The organism is Paenibacillus sp. MY03, assembly GCF_002165585.1.
Lineage (GTDB): Bacteria > Bacillota > Bacilli > Paenibacillales > Paenibacillaceae > Pristimantibacillus > Pristimantibacillus agaridevorans.
In genome coordinates, this window is the sequence record NZ_MXQD01000047.1 from 14,814 (window position 1) to 30,674 (window position 15,861).

The 15,861-nt window shown below is 54.5% G+C and carries 13 protein-coding genes; 11 read left to right on the forward strand and 2 right to left on the reverse strand.

The annotated features are described in order from the left end of the window. Window positions 1-70 precede the first annotated feature (70 nt). From B1748_RS28405 to B1748_RS28420, 4 genes are all read left to right on the forward strand, one after another. Window positions 71-1,942, forward strand: coding sequence for a leucine-rich repeat domain-containing protein (locus B1748_RS28405; RefSeq protein WP_087571335.1), 1,872 nt, complete (start codon window positions 71-73; stop codon window positions 1,940-1,942). A gap of 115 nt (window positions 1,943-2,057) precedes the next feature. Further along, on the forward strand, window positions 2,058-2,426 hold the full coding sequence (locus tag B1748_RS28410; RefSeq protein ID WP_087571336.1) for a hypothetical protein: 369 nt from the start codon (window positions 2,058-2,060) through the stop codon (window positions 2,424-2,426). Next, window positions 2,351-3,259, forward strand: coding sequence for a membrane protein insertase YidC (gene yidC / locus B1748_RS28415; RefSeq protein WP_087571337.1), 909 nt, complete (start codon window positions 2,351-2,353; stop codon window positions 3,257-3,259). The genes B1748_RS28410 and yidC overlap by 76 nt, the downstream gene beginning before the upstream one ends. 355 nt (window positions 3,260-3,614) lie before the next feature. Next, window positions 3,615-3,830 (forward strand): cold-shock protein, encoded by a 216-nt coding sequence (locus B1748_RS28420; RefSeq protein WP_087571338.1) that lies wholly within the window; start codon window positions 3,615-3,617, stop codon window positions 3,828-3,830. Window positions 3,831-4,005: 175 nt separating this feature from the next. Here B1748_RS28420 and B1748_RS28425 read toward each other — a convergent pair whose 3' ends face one another. Both B1748_RS28425 and B1748_RS28430 read right to left on the reverse strand, forming a co-directional pair. Next, window positions 4,006-5,691: a response regulator gene (locus B1748_RS28425; RefSeq protein ID WP_087571339.1), complete on the reverse strand. Its 1,686-nt coding sequence runs from the start codon at window positions 5,689-5,691 to the stop codon at window positions 4,006-4,008. Further along, window positions 5,688-7,601 (reverse strand): cache domain-containing sensor histidine kinase, encoded by a 1,914-nt coding sequence (locus tag B1748_RS28430; RefSeq protein WP_179215876.1) that lies wholly within the window; start codon window positions 7,599-7,601, stop codon window positions 5,688-5,690. Before B1748_RS28430 ends, B1748_RS28425 begins: the two co-directional genes overlap by 4 nt. Before the next feature lie 185 nt (window positions 7,602-7,786). On the opposite strand from B1748_RS28430, the gene B1748_RS28435 reads away from it, so the two are divergent. The 7 genes from B1748_RS28435 to B1748_RS28460 all read left to right on the forward strand — a co-directional run bounded on the left by B1748_RS28435 (window position 7,787) and on the right by B1748_RS28460 (window position 15,775). Continuing rightward, the gene (locus B1748_RS28435; protein ID WP_087571341.1) at window positions 7,787-8,704 is read left to right on the forward strand and encodes a carbohydrate ABC transporter permease; all 918 of its coding nucleotides are present in this window, start codon (window positions 7,787-7,789) and stop codon (window positions 8,702-8,704) included. Then, entirely contained in the window at window positions 8,704-9,537 is an 834-nt protein-coding gene (locus tag B1748_RS28440; protein ID WP_087571342.1) for a carbohydrate ABC transporter permease, read from the forward strand. Before B1748_RS28435 ends, B1748_RS28440 begins: the two co-directional genes overlap by 1 nt. Before the next feature lie 178 nt (window positions 9,538-9,715). Beyond that, on the forward strand, window positions 9,716-11,026 hold the full coding sequence (locus B1748_RS28445) for an ABC transporter substrate-binding protein (RefSeq protein WP_087571343.1): 1,311 nt from the start codon (window positions 9,716-9,718) through the stop codon (window positions 11,024-11,026). Window positions 11,027-11,327: 301 nt separating this feature from the next. Then, window positions 11,328-11,504 carry a hypothetical protein gene (locus B1748_RS37040; RefSeq protein ID WP_179215878.1) on the forward strand — a complete coding sequence of 59 codons (177 nt, stop codon included), beginning with the start codon at window positions 11,328-11,330 and terminating at the stop codon, window positions 11,502-11,504. A 155-nt stretch (window positions 11,505-11,659) separates the two neighbouring features. Then, entirely contained in the window at window positions 11,660-11,845 is a 186-nt protein-coding gene (locus tag B1748_RS28450) for a hypothetical protein (protein WP_087571344.1), read from the forward strand. Window positions 11,846-12,246: 401 nt separating this feature from the next. Further along, window positions 12,247-14,193, forward strand: coding sequence for a cache domain-containing sensor histidine kinase (locus B1748_RS28455; protein WP_087571345.1), 1,947 nt, complete (start codon window positions 12,247-12,249; stop codon window positions 14,191-14,193). After that, window positions 14,156-15,775 carry a response regulator gene (locus B1748_RS28460; RefSeq protein ID WP_087571346.1) on the forward strand — a complete coding sequence of 540 codons (1,620 nt, stop codon included), beginning with the start codon at window positions 14,156-14,158 and terminating at the stop codon, window positions 15,773-15,775. Before B1748_RS28455 ends, B1748_RS28460 begins: the two co-directional genes overlap by 38 nt. The last annotated feature ends 86 nt before the right edge of the window (window positions 15,776-15,861 follow it).

Here is a 15,861-nt window from a genome sequence, read left to right on the forward strand (position 1 = left end):
CTATTGGAATTTCGGCTCCGTAATAATAAACTTGATTTAAAGTAACGTCTTCAAGATTGGAGGGCCGCGGGTGAATGTGATCAAGCTGAATTGTCCGAATTGCAACGGGAAGATCGAATATAAGGAAGGACAGATCTATAAATGCCTATTTTGCGATACGGAGTTATTGTTGAAGGAAAACAACGTGTACTATGTGGACCAAACGATTAATCATTATTACGGGCCGGCTCCTTCCTCAGGAACTGCCCGCCCCGGCACGAATTTAAGGAAGTTATGGATCGTGCCCCTTATGCTCATCGGTTTAATGGCCGGCTATTTTTTCTTGAACGGCAATCCGGCGGAGCAAAGGGGCGCAACAACATCCACGGTCCGAACCATGCCGGAAAGCGAAGTGCTTCTTTTCTTTTTGAGGGATGTGTTTGATAAAGGCGATGCGATGCCTACGGAGGAAGAAATCGCGAAGATCCGTTATTTGTCGGTCCGCCACGATGATGAAGACCGGTGGCGGTTCACCTATAGCTTGGACGATCCGTTCACCAACGGCCAGGCTGAATTAATCGACTACGCGATTCATGACAAGCTATTGAATACGCAAAGGATCGAGCAAAAGGACTTCGAGGCTTTTAGCGGACTAACCGAGTTGAATCTGATGAACGAATACGAGGTTTCCCAAGGAACGGATGTAGGCTTTCGCCATCTGCAAGGAATAAAGGCTTATGCCGGCGGCTTTAATGAATCCTTTGGGCGAATCGCGAACTACTTTGGCGATAACTCCCAAATCGTAAAACTTTCGACGCAAATTCGAAGCAACGAAGAATTGGCCCTATTATTAAAGTTTCCGAAGCTGCAAACGCTCGAAATTTCTTACGTCAACGAGACCGTTACGGATTTCCACTTGCTGAATCAACTGCCGTTGCAATCCTTATCTTTGACGACGGTCGATCATTTGGGGTGGTTGTCCTCGCTGACCGGTTTGAAATCCTTGTCTGTAAGCTATAGCAAGGAGACGGATTTCAGCGCGTTGTATTCGCTGAGTCAATTGCAGGAACTAAAGCTGTCGATGGTGGAAAATTTAAAAACGATCGATTTCATGCAAAACATGCCTAACTTGCAATCGCTTGATCTTGATTATGTTCCAATCACGAATTTAGAACGCCTTAGGGATAAAACGTCATTGACGAACCTGCGATTAACGTCTCCGCACAAGCTAGAGTCGGTTGAAGCCGTTAATAGTTTGACTTCGCTGACCGAGCTGTCCATAACGGGTTACCACGGCGCGAAATCGCCGATCTCGTTGCCGAATTTGAAGAAGGCCGAACTGCAAAGCAAGCTCCTATTGGAATTAACCGCGCCTGTTTTGCAATCGTTAACGGTTGATCTATTCAGCGAAGACTTGGATGGAGCGGATTTGGCGAAATACCCGCGTTTGGAACAGCTTTCGTTAAAGGAGAGCGGGAATTTCACAGGCATTCCATCGTTAAATCGACTGACGGATCTGCGCACGTTGCATTTCAACGAGACCTATTTCTTTGAGGAAACAAGCGCGTTATTTCAATTGCAGCATGTAAAGGCGATTACCTGCACGGAATGCAGTTTTCAATTCCATGATCAGGAATCCTTTGCCAATAATACGCTAGAGCATTTAACGTTGAATCAGCCGTCCTTTCGCATAGGCAATGGCGACTGGTTGAACGATGCGGAGAACGTGATGCATTATTTCGCGGATATGGCGGCTTTGCGTTCCTTTACCATGCAGGACGATTCCATTCAAACGCTGGATTTCATGAAGGACTGGGAACGGATAGAGGTGCTTCATTTGGAGAATAACGCCATCTCCGATGTCGAGCCTTTAGCGCATCTGCCCCATCTGCGGAAAGTATATCTTTTGGGCAACCAAGCGCGGAACAAGTCGGTTTTGGATAAAGGAATCCTGATTTATTAATGTCGAAAAAGCAGATTGCCGAAATTTTGTTGCCATTCCATAATCGTCACGTATGATTATCGGCAGAAATGCTTTAGAATGGAATTAACGAATTCGGAAGGGAGGGAATGCGAAAATGTTGGAGTTGGAGCTGCACGATTGGCTGCCGTATCTGTTCTCGATCAGCTTGTTATGCACGATCGCGTATTCTTACAGCATCCACCTGCGGGAAGCAAGCGCGGAATACGCTAAGGGCACCGCAAAGATGCAAATATGGATCATCGCCCTGCCGCAGCTGGCGACCTTTGTCATGGCGGTCGGCCTTTGGCTGATCCGCTACGTAAAGCGCAAGTCGGCGCCGGATGATGACGATTCGGCCTGCACGTCCTCGTTGGAGACGCAACCACACAACCAACGAGGAGGCTATATATGCCAAGTAATCAATCAACCGGATCCACCGCCGCATTCCCGTCCCGTTCCAAGACGATACGAATTATCGGTATAACGCTGCTGCTCGTGAGCCTGTTCGCCCTTACCGGCTGCGGCAATACGACGGGCGAAATTAACGGAGACACGCCAGGCGTGTTTAACCACTACGTCATTTATCCGTTGTCGGAGTTTATCGTCTGGATGGCGGGTCTGTTCCAGGACAGTTACGGGCTGGCGATCATGGCGATCACGATCGTCATCCGCCTTGTCTTGTTCCCGCTCATGCTTCGCCAATATAAGTCCCAGATGACGATGAAGGGCAAGATGGCTGCGCTCCAGCCGGAGCTGAAAGAGCTCGAAGCCAAATACAAGGACAAGAAGGATGCAGACAGCCTGACGAAGAAGCAGCAAGAGATGATGGCGCTGTATCAAAAGCATAACGTGAATCCGCTCGCGATCGGCTGCCTGCCCATGCTTATCCAGATGCCGATTCTGATGGGGCTGTACTCCGCGATTCGGATGACGCCGGAGCTGTCCACCCATTCCTTCTTGTGGTTCAAGCTCGGCGAACCGGATATGCTTCTGCCGATCATCGCCGCTATCGTCTATTTCATACAGTTCAAGGTCACCCAAGCCGGCAATACGAATGATCAGGCCAAACAGCTGGCCTTCCTTGGTTATCTCTCGCCGATTATGATGGGGGCGTTCGCGATGTTCGCGCCGGCGGCGATCTCGCTGTACTGGGTTACGGGCGGCTTGTTTATGATCGCCCAGTCCTTTCTGTTGGGCAAGCTGTTTAAGCCGGAAACGAAGGTCGATCCGGATGGACCTGGCAACTCGGGCAACCCTGGCAACGGCAAAGGTGCCACGAAAAAGAAAGGCGTTGCGGCGGAAGGCGGCAAGGCCTGATAGGCGGAAATGCGGAATAGAGCAAAATGGGGATATATGCCTAAAGTCCCACATAATTTCGCCTCTAATTGCGTATAAATAACTTGTCCGGTTGTATAGAGCCTGCTAATCCTGCTCCCGAGGTTCAAGTCATTACGGGGTCAGGGCCGGGGCCGAATCGTTTGCCTTTTATGGGCGAACATGGTACAATAATCGATATTTGAAAATGCTAGGCATGACCTTTCCACAAACGAGGCCGGCCTTATAGACGAAAACTGCCCTACCCGCAAAAGTGGGGGCAGTTTTCCGTTTTTTGGCGGTGTTGCTCGTCCGGACCGGGCATGAGTCAATGCGAAAGCGCGAAGGAGGCTTGGCCATGTATAATCGTAAAAAACCGCTAGAAGAAATCCCGCAGGAAAACACGAAAATATGGGCATGCGAGACGGAAGGCTGCAACAGCTGGATGAGAGACAACTTTTCGTTCGATCGTACTCCGACTTGCCTGATGTGTAACGCGCCGATGGTCAGCAGCGAAAGAATGCTGCCCGCGATCGTCAATTCGACGGCAGTTGTGTCCGAGATGAAAGGCTAGCAAGCATTGGTTCGGCGAAGAATGCAATTAGCAACGTAAGCAGGAACAACCCCGGAACGCGGCGATGCCGACGGCCCGGGGTTGTTGTCGTATTAGGCCGGCTATGGTCAGCGGACGATAGCAGGGGACGGAGGCAACTGTTCGCCAGGACTTGTCGTCGTTGTTGCAGCCGCTCCTACCGCCCGCCGTAGTGCTGCTTGCGGTAGTCGCCCGGCGTGCAGCCGGTCCACTTCTTGAACACCTTGCTGAAGTACTTCTCGTCCTGAAAGCCGACCTGCTCCGCGATTTGCGATATTCGCAGACTGGCATTGCCGAGCAGCTCCTTGGCCCGCTTCATCCGGATGCCCGCGATATAATCGGAGACGTTCTCATTCATCTCTTGCTTGAACTTGCGGGAGATATACTCGCGGCTAAGGAAGAAGCGGCTTGCGACGTCCTGCAGCGTAATGTCCTCATGGGCATGCTGCTCCAGAAACAATGCGATATCATGGATGATCCCTTTCTCCTTGTCGGCCGACGAGAGCAGCTTGGAGATCGTCTCCATCTCCTCGGTCACTGCTTCCTTCCATGCCTCGTAGTGAAAACCTCCCGAAGGATGAAGCGGAAGCGGTCTCGTCGTCGAGAGGCCGTTATCTCTGCTCTTCGCCTCGTCTTCCTTTCCATGGAGGAGCTTCTCCTCCGAGGTAGCCGGCTTCGCCGCCAGCACGGTGTCGCCGCCATCGGATTCTCCCAGCCAGATTGCCTTCGTCCGCTCGAAGTGTTCACGCCAGTCCAGCAGTCCCTCGAAGGACAGATAGCCGCTCTCCTCGATGACCGCGAACCATGCGTCGAGCGCCCGCCGCAGCTGGTCCCTGTTGCCGCTCTGGACCGCGAAACGGAGCTGCTCCTCATGATCGTGGAAGGAGAGCAAGGTTGCGCCGCGCTTACTCCCGGTATCGTCGAAGGAGACGACATGATCGCTGCTCCGGCTCAGGACATTGCGGCGCAGCAGGGCTAGTCTCGCTTGCCGGTAGGAGGTCAGCGCATCCGAAGGAAACGCCGCAGGCTGCCCCAGCCCGAAGTCGAAGGACGCCTTCATGGCCAGCCGTATAGCTTCCCGAATGTCCCCGATCAAGGAGGGGGCCCCGGCGCATTCGCCCCAGAAGAGCAAGACCAGCTCCTGCTCCTTGCCCCAGTACCGGAACGCATAACCAGCCTCCCTCTCCAGAAGGATCTCGTTGCAAATATTCGTCAGCGCAAAGAACATCAGCTCCTGATCGCCGGGGAACTTCTCGCGTATGCCGGGAGCGGACAGCGACAGGCTGGCTACGGCCGCACGAACAAGCGGGACGGGCGCCGCCAGACGCAGCTCGCGAAGCACCGCGGGGGGCCAGCCTCCCTGGGCTCCGGGCTCGCTGAGCACCGAAGAGAAGTACTGCTCCAGATAAACGGGCTTGAGCTGATTAAGCTCTATATGGACGGCCCGGCTCATCGCCCGATCCCGCTCCTCGGCGCGCCAAGCCTCGATGGCCTTGGCAATCGCGCCGTTTAGCTGCTCGGGATCGATCGGCTTTAGAATATAGTCCACGCTGCCGGATTTGACGGCGCCCCGAACGAGTTGGAAGTCATCGTGGCCGCTGATGACGATCGTCTTGCTGCCGGGATGATGGCTGGCGACCCAGGAGAGCAGCGTCGAGCCGTCCATGCCCGGCATCATCATGTCGGTAAAGACCAGTTCCGGCTGCAGCCTTCCGATCAGCTCGGTCGCTTCGATGCCGTCGCGTGCTTCGAAAATGTCTTCGATGCCGTACGAATTCCAATCGACGAGCAGCTTGATCGCTTCGCGTACATGTTTCTCGTCGTCGACGATGAGAGCTTTCATGCTTCGTGGCCTCCTTCAAGCGGAATTTGGATGGTGATGGACAGGCCGTGCGGCTGGGCGTGGGAGAGCGTCATCGTCGATTCGGGATGGGATTGCAGCCGCAGCCGCGCCATAATATTGCGAAGCCCGATGCCGCTGTCTCCATCCTCGCCCTTCCGATGGCTTGCGGCTTGCAGGCCAGCCATCGACAGCTCATGTTGCAGCTCTCGCAGCCGGTCCTCGTCCATGCCGCCGCCGTTATCGCTGACGGTGAGGACAAGCCGCCTTGGCTCGTCCAGCAAGGAGCTTGAGACCAACAGCCGCGACGGTTCTTCGAACGAATGCTGAAAGCCATGCTTAAAGAAATTTTCGAGCAGAGGCTGGAGAATCATTTTCGGCACATGGATGTCACGGCTGGCTTCGTCGATTCGCAGCTCTATCTCCAGAGTGGTATCAAAGCGCTGCTTTTGCAGCTCGAGATAAGCGGCGGCGTAATCAAGCTCGCTCCTGAGCTCTACCGTGTCGTCCATATTGTTCATCTGGTAACGCATCAGCTTGCCGAGCGACGTAATAAGCGAATAAGCTTTCGTGTCGCCGTTCTGGAGCGATACGGTCCCGATGGATTGCAGAGCGTTGTACAGGAAGTGGGGATTGACCTGCGCCTGCAGCGCCTTGAGCTCGTTCGTCTTGCTGGCGATCTCCAGGCGGTATTCCGTCATGATGAGGTGATTGATCTTGCCCATCATGGAGCGGAACCGCCTGGCAAGCAGACCGATCTCGTCATTTGTCTCGATATCGATGGAGACGTTTAGATTGCCTGTTTCGATCTTGTTCACATAACCGATCAGCCGCAGCAACGGCTTGGTGAACCGGATGGAGATGATCAGCGTCGCGATGACGACGATGCCGAGGAATGCCGCGCCAACGACGGTATTTAGCTTGGCGATGCTGTTCGCGGTGCCGTAGAGATGCTGGTAAGGCGTTTGCTTGATGAGGTACCAATCCATAAAAGGCGTCACGATCCGATCATAGAAGACGATGCCGTCGAAGCCGTCTTGCTTCCATTCGAAGTGGCCGGTATCTGCTCCGGACAATAAGATGGTGTCCATAAGCGCCGTTCCGGGTCCTGCCGGCTCCTTCTCCTTGTTATCAACGGTCTTCCCTGATTCCTCTTGGACGCCGATGCTTGTCCCTTTGTCCCCGATGGGGGAGGACAATACGAGCTTGCCCTCGCTGTCCGCGATATAGAAGGCCTCTTTGCCGGAATCGTACAGCTGCGCATTCAGCGAAGCCAGGACGCTGAGCCTCACATCGATGGACAGCTCCGCGAGCAGCTCATCGCTGGGCACGCGAATAATGGGGCGGTGGAGCGTAAACACCTGTTCGTCGTCCGGCGAAGACTTTAGGTCCAATCCGTAATTATGGCTGGCATGCGCCGGTTCGATATACGCCTTGGTCGTCTCGATGTCGAGCGGCTCGGGATGCCGGCCAACCTTAAGATCGTCGGCCCAGAGCAGATAGGTCGTATTCTGCTTGACCACGTACAGCCGCACTTTATGGAATTCGCTCACGCTTTGAAAAATGTTGTAGAGATGATCCTTCAGCAGATTGCGATTGCGGATGACGTCGGTCAGATCATTAGGGAACACCTCGTCCTCCATGCCGTGCTCCAGAATGTAATACAGCGATTGCGGCACGTTCATGGCGTTGTATACGGCGAGGGACTTCTGGTTAATATTGCTCATATAGTTCAGCGTATTCGTCTTGCCGAGAGAAAGCAGCCTGTTGTTATTCGAGATGGCTTCCCGGGTGACGGATTCCGTAGTCGCCTTGTATGAGATGAACATAGACGTGGCAATGGGCAGAATCGTCACGATCAGCAGCAGCGCCATCAACTTCTGGCGAATCGTATGGAAGGGCTTTCTTAACATTGCGAAGCTCACCTCGTTTCGGGCATGATGGGCGGGGGCCGCCATAACTTTTGCCTGAATAAACAGTAACCGAATGGACGTATTTCGGTCAATATATTCCACCCTTCTCATCATCATTGCCCGTCTCCGGGCGCCGCTTTAAGTTCTATACTAAGAGCACACAACGAAAGAAGGGACGATGACCTATGGCATCTGGCAAAACTATCGGCAAGCCGGCCGCTAAGCGCGCGAACTGGAGCGAGTGGCTGCAGCAGACCGTATTCGTCGGACCGGGACTGATCGCATTTATCATCATCGTGCTGATCCCGTTCGGCATGGGATTCTATTATACGTTCACGGAGTGGAACGGCCTTGATCTTGGCAACGCCAAGTGGACGGGCATGACCAATATAACGCGTATCCTGACCGATGATCCAAGATTTTGGCAAGCCTTCTGGTTTACGGCGAAGTTCACGCTGGCGGCCGTCACGGTAACGAATGTGCTGGCATTCCTGCTGTCGCTGCTGCTAACGCAGAATCTTAGGAGCAAAGGCGTGCTGCGCACGATCTTCTTCTTGCCCAACGTGATCGGCGGTTTGCTGCTGGGCTACATCTGGTATTTCATCTTCGTCCGCGGCTTCGGCGCGATCGGAGAGGCGACGGGCATCGGCTTCTTCAAGCTTCAATGGCTGGGAACGCCGGAGACGGCATTCTGGGGCATCGTCATCGTCTTCGTATGGCAGACGGCCGGCTATATGATGATCATTTACATCGCGGCGATTATCGGCGTTCCCAAGGACCTTATGGAGGCGGCGCGCATCGACGGGGCCAACCGCTGGCAAATCCTGCGCTCCATTCTGGTTCCGCTCATCATGCCCGCGATTACAATCTGTTTATTTCTGACGACGTCCAATGCGTTTAAAATGTTCGACCTGAACCTCTCATTGACCGGGGGAGGCCCCGGCAACTCCTCGGAATCGATCGCGCTTAACATCTATCGCGAGGCGCTGGTGAACAATCGTTACGGCTTGGGGACGGCGAAGGCGATGCTCTTTTTCTTCTGCGTCGCGCTCATCACGATTACGCAGGTCTGGTTCACCAAGAAACGGGAGGTGGAAGCCTGATGGAGACGAGATCGAGATACTCCTCCGCCACACTGCTGCTAGAGATTGCCGGCGTGTTGGCAGCGCTGCTTTTTCTGGGACCGTTCTACTTCCTGATCGTCAATTCGTTCAAGAAACTCAAGGACATTTTGCTCAATGCGGCTTCGCTGCCCGAGACTTGGGCCCTCACGAATTTCAAAAAAGCGTGGGTCGCCATCGATTTCCCCGTCGTTTTTATGAACTCGGTTATTATTACTTCTATCAGCGTTCTGGCGCTGGTCGTGATCAGCTCTATGATGGCCTATCGCCTCGTGCGCAGGCCGACGATGTTCAACAAGCTGCTGCTGACGGTGCTGGTCGCCGCCATGATCATTCCGTTCCAGTCGGTCATGCTGCCGCTGATGCGAATCACGTCGCTGTTCGAACTTCGCGGCGAGCTGTACGGCATCGTGCTCTGTTATATGGGCTTCGGGATCTCCTTGTCGATGTTTCTTTATCACGGCTTCATCAAGTCCGTGCCGCTTGAGATCGAGGAGGCCGCGGTCGTCGACGGCTGCTCGCCCTACGGCGTATTCTGGCGGATTGTATTCCCGCTGCTGAAGCCGATCACGGTCACGGTCATGATTCTAAACGTGCTGTGGATCTGGAACGACTACCTGCTGCCGGTGCTCGTCATTAACGACGCGATGACCACCATCCCGCTTGCGGTGCAGAAGTTTTTCGGCCAATATTTACGAAAGTGGGATCTGGCCATGGCCGCGCTCACGCTGAGCACGATTCCGGTCGTTATATTCTTCCTCCTGCTGCAGAAGCATATTATCGAAGGCATTACGGCAGGCTCCGTAAAAGGGTAACGGGTAACTAATCAAAGTTTTCCGCCCGAAGTAATCAAGATTTTACCCCTAACCGTTCAATTTTGTCGGTGTCTGCCGAGGAACGCAGAGGCTTATAATGACGATGTAAGTAGATCGCGAAGCAACTGGACAATAGGGTATGAGGTCACGCACATTTATTTCATGGGAGGTCATGAGGATGAAGAAAAAGATGACGATGGCGTTGGCTTCGGCAGCGCTCCTGGTGGGACTCGCAAGCGGTTGCGGCAACAACAATGCCGGCGGCGCGAATGCCGGAACCAATACGAATACGGGCGAGGGCACGGCTACCGAGGCGCCGAAGAAAGACGTCACGATCAAGATCTTCCAATTCAAAGTCGAAATCGCGGAAGCGTTGGAGAAGCTGGCGGCGGAGTACGAGAAGGAGACCGGCGTAAAGGTAGACGTGGAGACGCATGGCGGAGGCGAGGATTACAGCGCGCTTCTCAAGGCGGAGCTGGCGGCCGGCGAAGAACCGGAAATTTTCAACTCCAGCGGCTGGGCGGGCTTCGACCCCTACGTGGATCGCGCTGCGGATCTGAGCGGCGAAGCTTGGGCAAAGGATCTCGTGGAAGCGTCGAAGGCTCAAATTTCGCGCGACGGCAAGCTGCTCGGCATGCCTATGAACCTGGAAGCTTACGGCTTCACGTATAATAAGGATTTGTTCGAGCAGGCGGGGATTTCGGAATTGCCTAAGACCGTAGACGAGTTGTCCGCTGCGGTAGAGAAGCTTAAGTCGGCGGGCATTACGCCGTTCGCGCTTACGTCCGAGTGGTGGTCGATGGGCATTCACACTCTGAACATGGCGCTGGCTAACCATGAAGACCCGGCGGCGTTCATCTCCGACGTAAAGGAAGGCAAAGCGACGCTAAAGGATGATCCGACGATGAAAGAATGGATCAAGCTTGTCGACATTATGTTTGCGAACGGCCAGGCCAATGCGCTGACGACGGACTACAACACGCAGGTTGCCGAATTCGCAACCGGCAAATACGCCATTATCCAGCATGGCAACTGGATTCAAGGCATGATCGACGAAGTGGATCCGGATCTCAATCTCGGCATGATGCCGGTGCCGCTGCTGGGCGACACGGCAAATGTATTTACGGGCGTGCCGAACAACTGGATCGTCAACAGCAAGTCCGACCAGGCCGAGGAAGCCAAAGCGTTTCTGAACTGGATGGTGACATCCGAGACGGGCAAACGTTACATCTCCACCGACTTTAAATTCGTGCCGGCATTGACGTCCATCGAGGCGAACGCGGAAGCCATCGGCGATATCGCGTGCGACTTCGCGGCCTTCTCGCAGGAGCATCCCGATCGGGTGCTGGGCTGGCACTGGGATCATCTGCCGGACGGCATCACGCAGCAATGGGGCGCGGCGATGCAGGAGTACCTCGGCGGGCAAATCTCGGCCGACGACCTGCTCGGCAAGCTGGATAAAGCGGTGCAGGATATTGTGAAGAAGTAAGAGACGGCAATCCGCAATCCGCAATCGGGAAATCCCGGCAACGAAGTATGGGCTTAGGCCAGCGCTTCGGGGCCGGGATTTTTGGTTAGCCGGATGGGGCGTCGGAGGATGGCATGGGTTGGAGAAGGGATGGTGTGGCTTGCTTATAAAGGATAGCTCGGCAGGGCAGGCTATACGAATAAATCTACGATGATGGAGAAGAAGTTTCGATGAATCTGCATGGATCGTCATCGAACGTTCATCCCCGAGCGCGGCAGATGAAGGAGCTTTGGTGAATCTGTAATGAAGGAGATTTGCTAGTATGACTAAGGAAAATAAACGTGCACAGAGGCGACGCAAATCCGGGGAGGACGGGAAGGGCCAGGATCGGTTAGGCCTGCAAGGCGTCGGTCACAAGGGGCTCGTGACGGAGCGGGATATCGACGCGGAATTCGGCCTGTTCCAGGACGAGGTGCCAGGGCCGAAGCATCAAAAGTAGTCGCGTGAAGAAATGTTAGAGGTAATCAGCTCAAATGAGTTGGACTATCTGCCGAGAAGCTGGTATACTTGCCGCAGTTGCACTAGAATAAAGCGATTTCAACTTACTAGTGTGGTTAGAATCTAGAACATTCGTTGGCAGGAGTGTTGCTTTCCATGAAATACAATTTTATTCGTCCAATTCTTTTGATTGCGACTGCTCTTCTCGTGAAGAGTCTGGTTACCAATCTGTGCATGGTTTTCGGGATGCAGCCGGAGTCGGCAGAGAGTATCGGTTTTATTGCCATGATTATAGCCGCACTCATTGTCTACACAAGAATTGCCAAGAAGCGGCGCCAATAACGCCTGTACACCGGTCTTGGGCTTATGCCCGGGGCTGGTGTTTTTCTGTAACTTGTTTTTTCGTTACGGCTACGGCCGCGTGTCCCTTGGGGGCGCGCGGCTTTTTATATGGCGGTCTGCCATCGCAGAAAGGAAAGTTGAATAAAAAACGAAGGAGTTGCCCGCGCTCGCAGGAAGCATGTTGAGGAAGCGAGCGTCTGTATCCAGCCAGGTTCGACTAGCAAGCAAGCCATTATGGAACGTTATGGAGAGAGGGGCGGGAACGTGGGAGACCATGTGCGGTAAAACGAATGTGTGGGGGAGGAATCCGGCTGTCATGCGCGTTCATTGTTCACAAGCGGCAAGCCCTCCTTTAGAATGAGGGTAACTGCCGACAGGACAGATAAAAGGGGGTGAGGCGGATGTTCAACCAGTTATACAAACTCTCTTTCGCGACGCGCATATGGCTGTCGTTCGTGCTGCTCATTACCGTCTCCATCTTGGCGACGGGCTGGGCTTCCTTCCACATCGCCTCCAACACGCTGCAAAAAAACGCGATGCAGATGAGTCAGGATACTGTCAACAAGGCGGGTCAAGTATTCGACGAGAAGCTGCAGAAGATCGTCGTGTCGATGATGTCGCTCATGATGAGCGATTCCTTCTTCAAAGTAACGGGCGACAGCGCGAGCGGCGATGCTTCCCGGTACTTTACCCACTTTAGCGAGATGCAGCCCGTTTTCTCGCAACTTCTGTTCAACGAGCAGATTCTGCAGAGCGTTCTGCTCGTGACGCCGATCGGCGATTTCTACCCCACCAACATTAACCGCAATAAGGAGTATTCCTTTTACGATACCCGGATGTACGAGGAGATCAAGGCGAATCGCAAGGCTTTCTGGCTGGAGGGGCACGAAGACCGGTTCTTCTCCGGCAAGGACCGCGTTGTATCGCTGGTCATCGAAGGCGTAGGAAGGGCCGACAGGCCGATCCGGAACATCTATATCATGGTCAATATCAAAGAAAAAGACCTGCTCTCGCTGCTTAAACAAAACTTGTCTTCTTCTTCTTCTGCGGGCATTTTCGTGTTGAACGGCGCGGGACAACCCGTCATGAAGCCATCTCTGCCTCAGGAGCTGGGGGAAGAACTGAGTTTGGTCGAACTCCAACAGGCTAGGTTGAACGCCGACCCGGAGGACGGGCAGGACAGCGGATCGTTCGCCTACCATAAGGGCAAGTCGGAATATCTGGTCACCTATCACCGTTCGGAGATCGTGCCGGATTGGATCGTCTACCGGATGCAATCGAAGAATGAGCTGCTCAGTCAAGCCAACGCGATTAAGTGGACAGCCGTCGGCATTATGAGCGCATTCGTCATCGCAGCGCTCGTGTTGTCCAATTTGATGTCCCGCTTCCTGACCAAGCCGCTTACGAAGCTGGTCAAGGTCATGTCGCGCGTCGAGACGATGGACGATCTCGGCACGAGATACCGCAGCCCTTACCGCGACGAAGTCAGCCGCGCGGGCGACGCTTTTAACACGATGCTGGACCGGGTGGAGTATCTGGTGCGGGGTATTCATGACACGGAGCAGTCAAAGCGAAAGGCAGAGATGAAGGCGCTGACGGCGCAGATCGACCCGCATTTCTTCTATAATGCGCTTCATACCGTCTACTGCAAGTCCGTTCTGGGACAGAACGAGCATGTCAACGAGATGATCATCGCTCTCTCCGACATGTTCCGGCTGGGGCTAAACAACGGCGAGGACGCGACGACCCTGGGAGCGGAGCTGGACCATGTCCGGCAATACCTCATTATTCAGCAAAATTGTTACGAAGAGCTGTTCGGCTACACGATCGACGCGGAACCGGGTATTCCGCAGGATCTGCCCGTACTCAAGCTGATCTTGCAGCCGCTGGTGGAGAATAGTATCCTGCACGGCTTCCGGCAGAGAAGCGAAGGCGGAATGATTAATATCGACGTGCGGGCAAGGGATGGATTGTTGCACCTGCGGGTAGCCGACAACGGAGACGGCTTCGTCGTCCGGCCGGAAGAGAGCGAATCCCGATCCGAACAGGAGGAGTCGGAGAACGGGCATGGAGCATCCGAACGCGAGGTGCCAGAACCGACAACATCCGAATTACAGGCGCCCGAACGCGTGGGGACAGAAGCAGGCCCGTCAAAGGCAAGCGCGACGAAGCAAGGCTACGCGCTAAACAATATCCGAGACCGGTTAGCTCTGTATTACGAGCAAGGAGCGGGTCTCCATATCGAGAGCGCGCCAGGCAAGGGCACGGTGGCCACGATCACGATACCGATAGAGAGGACAGGTGGGGACGATGACGACGAAGAAGGCGAAGCTCGCGGTTATCGATGATATTCGCAGCGTGACGGAGATGATTGCGACGAAGATTTCATGGGAGCAGCACGGCATCGAGGTGATTGGCAGAGCGCGCGACGGGGAAGAAGGTCTCGCCATGATCCAGCGCTGCAAGCCCGATATCGTCCTGACCGATATCCGTATGCCCAAGCTGGACGGTCTCGCCATGACGGAGCGTATCCTCCAGGTGCTGCCGAATTGCAAAATTATCATTTTGAGCGGATACACGGATTTCGAATATGCCCGTAAGGCGGTCGGTCTGGGCGCGATTGATTTCGTCAAGAAGCCGTTCACCATACAGGAGATCGTGAACGTGACCCTGAAGGCGAAGGCGTTATGGCAAGAGGAGGAGAACACGAGGCTTTCTATCGACAGGTTGAAGAGGGACATCGAAGCCAGCATGCCCGCGCTGAGGCAGGAATATTTGAACATGCTGCTCCAGTTCCAGGCCAGTCCAGCGAGAGCGGCGGAGCTCTGGCATTTTCTCCAGCTGGACATGCCGCCGGAGGATCTGACGGTCATGGCGGTGGAGATCGACGACTTCCAGCACAAATATTCGGGGCATTCCGTCCAGGAGATCGAACTGATCCGCTTCTCGCTGCAGAACATTCTGGAAGAAACGATCGGCGGCTACACGCAGGGCACGTTGTTCCGTGAGACGTCGAGGCGGTTCGTCGTTCTGCTGCATGCGGTCGATAGGACGGAGTCCATGCGAATCGCCGAGGCTTGCTGCGCCAACATCGCTTCTTATACCAAATTTACCGTATCCATCGGCGTAGGCAATCCTGCGGCCGGCGTAACGGAGCTGTCGGAATCCTATCGGCAGGCCTGCACGGCGCTATCCTACCACTTCTATTCCGGCGGCAACGCGGTCCTTCACGTCGATGCCGTGCCGTCCGTCCACTCCGGTCAGCCAGCCTATTCCTTCAAGCTGGAGGAGACGCTGGTGTTCGCGCTGCAATCCGGCAACCGCGACATGGTCCAGGACACCATCGACAAGCTGGTCCAGGAGCTGGCCGGCCAACATCCCTATCCCGAGCCGGAGCAGGCGGTAAGCACGTTTGTCGTCTGGGCTTCCGTTATCAACCGTACGCTGCGGGGCAGTCTTCCGTCGGAGAAGCTTCAACTGCTGGAGGAGGGAGTTCGCGCCATTCGGCTGACCACGGACGGTTCGCTTCAGCGGCTCTCCGCGCTGCTCAAGGAGATTGCGGACGAGGGCTGCCGACTGATCGTCGACGATCGGCAGAACGAATCGCAGAAGATTATCCGGAAGGCTACAGCATATATTCTGACGCATCTAGGCGACGAATTGACGGTGAACCGATGCGCGAAGGTCGTGAATTTGAGCGGGGGTTATTTTGCCAATCTGTTCAAGCGGGAGACCGGCGTTACCTTCAATCATTACGTTACGCACGAGCGATTGGAGCGGGCCAAGAAGCTGCTTGTTCAGAACGTCCCAGTGCAGGATATTGCCGCTGAGCTCGGCTACGAGCATCGCCGCTACTTCAGCGACGTGTTCAAGAAACATACGGGCATGACGCCCAGCGAGTTCAAGGAATTCTACCAGAACGGGACATAGCTGCAAGACAGTCGGATTTCTGCCCTTGTTGTCGGAATTGACGCATTATGCGTTCGGAGGGATCTATTTATACTGAAGATGCAAGA